Below are 6,725 nucleotides of genomic sequence, written 5' to 3' on the forward strand. Positions count from 1 at the left end.
GCCGTGCTACTACTTCGGTACTGGGGATCTTGGGGGATCACATGCATGACGATGACGACTTCTCGTCCGAGCCCGACTTCTCGTCACGGCGGCACCGCGACATGGACCTGCGCAACGCCCCGTCGTGGGCTCAAGCGTTCGTGTGGCTGGGCACGCTTTTCGCCCTCATCGGTGTCGTGATCTTCTTCGGATCCAGGAGCACGGCGCCGTCCACCGCGTTCTTCCTCATCGGCCTGGTGTTCGTGGCACTGGGAGCACTCGGCAACAGCACCTCCCGCCGTCACTGAGGCGGTCGGCCCGCCGGCCACCAGCGTGCGTCGGTCGGTAGCGCGTACCCACGTACCGCGCTGAACTCCCGCCGCGACGCCCGTACGAGACCCACGAGCCAGGCGACGCCGACCACCGAGATCAACGCCAGACCGAGCCACGTGAACACGGTGAACAGCTGCACCTGCGCCGGTGTCGGCTGCGGCAGGTAACCGGCGTCGAACGCCTGCTCCTGCCACGGCTGGTCGGTCAGCACCAACGTGATCACGATGGCGATGCTGTTCATCGAGTCCCACAGGGCGTGCAGCAACGACACCCCGAGGTAGGCCCACAGCAACCGCCTGGTGAGCATGAAGTGCTCGCGACGACTGCGCGAGAACAACACACCGCCCAAGATCGCCGTCCACAGCCCGTGCCCGAACGGCGCGAGGAAGCCCCGCAACAACTCCGTCGTCACCAGGTCCATCAACGACAGCCCGTTCTCGGTCAGCGTCGCCGTGAGCGCGTACCCGGCCGACTCGAAGGCCGCGAACCCGAACCCGACACTCGCGCCGAGCACCAGCCCGTCACGCGTCGACTTGTGCACCAGATGCCGCGTCAGCAGAGCCAGCGCCCCGAGCTTGACCGCTTCCTCGATCAGCCCGACGCCCACGAACAGCCAGGGCGACGGGTGCAGCAGGTACGTCTCCAGCAACGACGCCCCGAGCACACCCAGCACCCCGCCGACCGCGAACGTCCGGAACACGATCTCCCCGGACACCTCACCGGAGTGGCTGTGCTCGAACGCCCACACCACGAACGTCGCCGGCACCAGGAAGCTGCCCAGCAGCACGATCGTCGGAATCAGGTTGGCGTTGCCGGTGAGGTACGTGATCACCACCGTCGCGATCCACAGCGCCAGCCCCATGAAGAACATCCGCAGCCACGACCTGCGCGTGCGTGCCACCGGCGAAACCATGGCCGGCAGTTTCTCGCCCGGCCACGACCGGGACAACTCGGGGTCAGTTCGTGACGGCCAGCGCGAACGGCAACACCGCGGGCACCCCCTCCCTCCTGAGCATCCGGGCCGCCACCGTCATCGTCCAGCCGGTGTCGACGTGGTCGTCGATCAGCAGCAGCGGACCGTCCACACCCGACACGTCCGGTGTCTCGCCGGACCGGACGAGGCCAGCGAGACGTTGGGCGCTGTTGGCCCGGTGCGTCGACTCGCCCAGCCAGACCGTGCCAAGGAGCGGCAGGCGGCCGATCGAGGCGATGCGCTGGCCGAAACTGCCGACCAGCGTCGGGCGCCGGCGGGAGCCCACTGTCACCACGCCGACCGGGCGGTCGTCCCAGCCCCACGCCGAGAGCACCTTCACGCAGGCCGCGAAGACGTCCTCGGGGATCTCGCGGTCGGTGCCGTCGGCGAGCAGGTCGCGCAGCTTGGTGCCCCAGCCGATGTCGGTGAGGCGGCCCAGAGCGCGGCCGGTCGCGGCGACCTCGGCCGGCGGGATCTTGCCGGACAGGGGTACGCCGATCGCGGCCATGCCCGTCGGCCACATCTTGCGCGGAGCCACGTCCAGGCCGGGGCGCAGCAGGCGTTCGCGAGCCGCGCCCGCCGCCGACTCCGACACCTCCACCGACAGCCGTTCGCCGGTGCAGTTGTCGCAACGGCCGCAGGCGTGCGCGGTCGGGTCGTCGAGCTGGTCCTGCAGGAACTTCATGCGGCACGACGGAGTGCGCAGGTAGTCGACCATCACCTGCTGCTCCGCCTTGCGCGCCTCGGCGATGCGCGCATACCGGTCGCCGTCGTACTCCCACGGCCGGCCGGTGGACTCCCAGCCACCGCGGACCCGGCGGACCGCGCCGTCGACGTCCAGCACCTTCAGCACCACTTCGAGCCTGCTGCGGGACAGCTCGACCATCGGCTCCAGCGCCGCCGTCGACAACGGTTTGCCCGCGCCGTCCAGGGCGGACAGCACCTGGCGCACCACGACCTCCGGCGGGAAGGCCAGGGACGCGAAGTACGACCAGATGTCGCGGTCCTCGTGGCCCGGCAGGAGGATGACCTCGGCGCGTTCGACGCCGCGGCCCGCCCGGCCGATCTGCTGGTAGTACGCGATCGGGGACGAGGGCGCACCGACGTGCACGACGAACCCGAGGTCCGGCTTGTCGAAACCCATGCCGAGCGCCGAGGTGGCGACCAGCGCCTTTACGCGGTTGTTCAGCAGGTCCTCCTCGGCGCGCTCGCGTTCGGCGGGCTCGGTCTTGCCCGAGTACGCCGCGACCGTGAAACCGCGTGAGGAGAGGAACGCCGCGATGTCGTCCGCCGCCGCGACCGTGAGCGTGTAGATGATGCCCGAGCCCGGCAGCCGGTCGAGCTGTTCCGCGAGCCACCCGAGGCGTGACTCCGCGGTGGGCAGCAGCGCGACCGACAGACGCAGGCTGTCGCGGTCGAGAGGGCCGCGCAGGACCAGTGTGCCCTCGTCGGCGCCGAGCCCCAGCTGCTCGGTGACGTCGTGGACCACCCGGTTGTTGGCCGTCGCCGTCGTCGCCAGCACCGGCACGCCCGGTGGCAGCTCCGTCAGCAACGTCCGGAGCCTGCGGTAGTCCGGCCGGAAGTCGTGGCCCCAGTCCGAGATGCAGTGCGCCTCGTCGACCACGAGCATGCCCGCGGACGCGGTGAGCGAGGGGAGCACGGTGTCCCGGAAGTCGGGGTTGTTCAGCCGTTCCGGACTCACCAGGAGCACGTCGACCTCGCCGGCCGCGACCTGCTCCTGCACGGCGTCCCACTCGTCGGTGTTCGCCGAGTTGATCGTCACCGCGTGCACACCGGCCCGTGCCGCCGCGTCGACCTGGTTGCGCATCAACGCGAGCAGTGGCGACACGATGACAGTCGGGCCCTCGCCGAGCTGTCGCAGCAACGCCGTCGCGATGAAGTACACAGCCGACTTGCCCCAGCCGGTGCGCTGGACGACGAGAGCTCTGCGGCGCTGGGCGACGAGGGTGTGGATCGCCGTCCACTGGTCCTCGCGCAGCACCGCCTGCGGGCCCGCCAGTGCCCGCAGCCGTTCTTCGGCCAGCTCCCGCAACGCGATGTCGTCCATGAGGCGCAAGCTTGCCAGGCCGGTCTGACAATTGTGATTGCCGCAGGTCGTAAGCTGTGTTGCGTGACTGATGACCTGCGCGACCAGGTGCACGCCGCAGCCCGCCGCGCCCGCGTCGCCGCCGACGAACTCGTCCTCGCCACGCGTGAGCGCAAGGACACCGCGCTGCACGCGATGGCGGCCGCTCTCCGCGAGCGCGCGCCAGAGATCATCGAGGCCAACAAGAAGGACCTCGAAGCGGGCAAGGCAGCGGGTCTGCCGGACAACATCCTGGACCGCCTCACGCTCACCGAGGCCCGCGTCGAAGGCGTGGCTGTAGGCCTCGAAACCGTTGCGGGACAGGCCGATCCGGTCGGCGAGGTGCTGCGCGGCGGCATCCTCCCGAACGGCTTGGAGATCAAGCAGGTCCGCGTCCCGATGGGCGTCGTCGGCATGGTCTACGAGGGCCGTCCGAACGTCACGGTCGACGCCGCCGGTCTCGCGCTGAAGTCCGGGAACGCCGCGCTGCTGCGAGGTTCCTCGACGGCGGAGAACTCCAACACCACGCTCGTCGCCGTCCTGCGCGATGCACTCGAAAGCGTGAACCTGCCGGCCGACTCCGTGCAGCTGCTGCCGTGCCACGACCGCGCGTCCGTCACCCACCTCATCACCGCACGCGGCCTCGTCGACCTGGTGATTCCGCGTGGTGGCGCGGGTTTGATCAACGCGGTCGTCCAGCAGGCGACGGTTCCCACGATCGAGACCGGCGTCGGCAACTGCCACGTCTACGTCGACAAGCACGCGGACCTCGACATGGCCGAGGCGATCGTCCTCAACGCCAAGACGCGGCGCACGAGCGTGTGCAACGCGGCCGAGTCGCTGTTGGTGCACAAGGACGTCGCGCACGAGTTCGTCCCGCGCATCACCAAGGCGTTGCAACAGGAGAGCGTGATCATCCACGGCGACGCCGCATTCGCCCAGCAGGATGAGGTTCTCAACGCGACCGACGACGACTGGGGCACCGAGTACCTGAGCCTCGACATCTCGGCGAAGGTCGTCGACTCGCTGGACGACGCGGTGCGGCACATCGCGACGTACGGCTCCGGCCACAGCGAGGCCATCGTCACGAATGACGTTGCGGCAGCACGGAAGTTCACGACCCGGGTGGACGCGGCGGCGGTGTTCGTCAACGCCTCCACGGCGTTCACGGACGGCGCGGAGTTCGGCATGGGCGCGGAGATCGGCATCTCCACGCAGAAGCTGCACGCCCGCGGTCCGATGGGCCTATCCGAGCTGACGTCCTCGAAATGGGTCGTCTGGGGCGAAGGTCACACGCGCCCGAAGGCGTAGTCCTACGTTGGGAGACATGGCTCCCACGTACCCGTTCTCCGAGACCGACGCGCTGGTCCTCGATCCGACCTACGAACGTCTACGGCGCGAAGAGCCCGTCACGCGCGTGACGTATCCGTACGGCGGCGAGGGCTGGCTCGTCACGTCCTACGAGGAGACGAAGTTCGTCCTGGGCGACCCGAGATTCAGCAGAGCGCGAACGGTCGACCGCGACGTGCCGAGGATGCAGCCGCTCATCGCGCCCGGCGGTTCGATCCTCACGACCGACGGCGCGGACCACACGCGCATGCGTCGCCTGGTGTCGAAGGCGTTCACGGTGCGACGGATCGAGGAGCTGCGCCCGCGCGCGCAGCGGATCGTCGACGACCTGCTCGACCGGCTGGACAACCCCGGCGACCTCGTCGAGGGGTTCTCGATGCCGTTCCCGATCACGGTCATCTGCGAGCTGCTCGGCGTGCCGTTCGAGGACCGCGCCGACTTCCGCCTCTGGTCGAACCAGGCACTGTCCACGATCGGCAGCTACACGCCGGAAGAGGCGATGGACGGCGTCACGAAGCTGTACGCCTACTTCGCCGACCTCGTGGCCAAGCGCCGTGCGGAGCCCACCGACGACCTGATCAGCGCGCTCGTCGCGGCCCGTGACAACGAGGACCGGCTGAGCGAGGACGAGCTGGTGCGGTTCGGCATCACGTTGCTCGTCGCGGGCCACGAGACGACGGCGAACATGCTGGCCAACAGCGTTGTGACGTTGTTCGAGCACCCCAACGCCATGAAGAGCCTCAACGAGGACACGCTGCCGAACGCCATCGAGGAGCTGCTGAGGTTCATCCCGTTGGGCAGTGGCGCCGGCTTCACGCGCATCGCGACCGAGGACGTCCAGGTCGGCAACGCGCTCGTGAAGGAAGGCGACGCCGTGCTGGTGGTCGTGTCGTCGGCGAACCGCGACGAGTCGGTGTACCCGAAGAGCGACGAGCTGGACCTGGCGCGCGAGGTCGGCCAGCACCTGCAGTTCGGGCACGGCATCCACTTCTGCCTCGGCGCGCAGCTCGCGCGGATGGAACTGCAGGTGGCGCTGGGCACGTTGCTGCGCCGGATGCCCGGTCTGCGGCTCGCGGAGCCCGTCGAGTTCCGCAGGGGTTCGCTGGTCAGGGGCCCGGTGAAGCTCGTGGTGGCCTGGTAGCGAAAAATCTTGGCGCAACCGCGTAAGGGGAGCCGCCGACGCGCGTTCCTCCATTGCGCGGCTCTGCTTCGGGGTGGGCCGCGACCCGCACGGCCCGTCCTCCCCCAGGGCCGTTCGGTGTGATCAGCACGACGGGCGCCGGACCACGGGAGCGGTCCGGCGCCCGTCTACGCTTTCCGGATGCGCATCGGCGTCATGGGTGGCACGTTCGACCCGATCCACCACGGCCACCTCGTGGCCGCGAGCGAGGTGCAGTCCAAGTTCGACCTGGACCGCGTGATCTTCGTGCCGACGGGTCAGCCCTGGCAGAAGGCGTCGCGCGAGGTCTCGCCAGCTGAGGACCGCTACCTGATGACGGTCATCGCCACGGCGTCGAACCCCCGGTTCTCGGTCAGTCGCGTGGACATCGACCGCGACGGCCCCACGTACACGGTGGACACGCTCACCGACCTCAAGAAGCAGTACCCGGACGCCGACCTGTTCTTCATCACGGGTGCCGACGCGCTGGAGCAGATCCTGTCGTGGAAGCGCGCCGCCGACGCGTTCGATCTGGCCCACTTCATCGGGGTCACTCGTCCGGGTTACACGCTGAACGACCGTCACCTACCGCCGGGAGCGGTGTCGTTGATCGAGGTCCCGGCCATGGCGATCTCGTCCACCGGCTGTCGCGCAAGGACTGCCTCGGGCCAGCCGGTTTGGTATTTGGTCCCGGACGGTGTGGTCCAGTACATCGCGAAAACAGGCTTGTACTCCGAGTCGTGACCACCTTCGGGTGGATTTTGCGTGCATCCGAGCGCGCGGGGAGCAACAATCAGCGGGTTGTTGCTGGTTCGTGGAAGGCAAGACTTTGGCTACAGGCACCG

At 68.9% G+C, this 6,725-nt stretch carries 6 protein-coding genes; 4 read left to right on the forward strand and 2 right to left on the reverse strand.

The window, feature by feature from the left end; translation table 11 throughout:
* Positions 1 to 41: 41 nt before the first annotated feature.
* Complete coding sequence (locus tag UK23_RS37365; protein ID WP_045316493.1) at positions 42 to 287, forward strand: hypothetical protein; 246 nt, start codon at positions 42 to 44, stop codon at positions 285 to 287.
* Here the strand turns inward: UK23_RS37365 and UK23_RS37370 are convergent.
* The gene (locus tag UK23_RS37370; protein ID WP_231114849.1) at positions 281 to 1,213 is read right to left on the reverse strand and encodes a PrsW family intramembrane metalloprotease; all 933 of its coding nucleotides are present in this window, start codon (positions 1,211 to 1,213) and stop codon (positions 281 to 283) included. The genes UK23_RS37365 and UK23_RS37370 overlap by 7 nt on opposite strands.
* A 55-nt stretch (positions 1,214 to 1,268) precedes the next feature.
* Complete coding sequence (locus UK23_RS37375; protein WP_045316494.1) at positions 1,269 to 3,353, reverse strand: RecQ family ATP-dependent DNA helicase; 2,085 nt, start codon at positions 3,351 to 3,353, stop codon at positions 1,269 to 1,271.
* Between the two features lie 63 nt (positions 3,354 to 3,416).
* Here UK23_RS37375 and UK23_RS37380 point away from each other — a divergent pair, with 63 nt between their 5' ends.
* The 3 genes from UK23_RS37380 (at position 3,417) to nadD (ending at position 6,624) form a co-directional block, all read left to right on the forward strand.
* Positions 3,417 to 4,682 (forward strand): glutamate-5-semialdehyde dehydrogenase, encoded by a 1,266-nt coding sequence (locus tag UK23_RS37380; RefSeq protein WP_231114850.1) that lies wholly within the window; start codon positions 3,417 to 3,419, stop codon positions 4,680 to 4,682.
* Between the two features lie 16 nt (positions 4,683 to 4,698).
* Positions 4,699 to 5,862, forward strand: a complete 1,164-nt coding sequence (locus tag UK23_RS37385) for a cytochrome P450 (protein WP_196778064.1) — start codon at positions 4,699 to 4,701, stop codon at positions 5,860 to 5,862.
* Between the two features lie 180 nt (positions 5,863 to 6,042).
* Positions 6,043 to 6,624: a nicotinate-nucleotide adenylyltransferase gene (gene nadD / locus UK23_RS37390; protein WP_082115289.1), complete on the forward strand. Its 582-nt coding sequence runs from the start codon at positions 6,043 to 6,045 to the stop codon at positions 6,622 to 6,624.
* The last annotated feature ends 101 nt before the right edge of the window (positions 6,625 to 6,725 follow it).

The organism is Lentzea aerocolonigenes, from assembly GCF_000955955.1.
GTDB lineage: Bacteria > Actinomycetota > Actinomycetes > Mycobacteriales > Pseudonocardiaceae > Lentzea > Lentzea aerocolonigenes_A.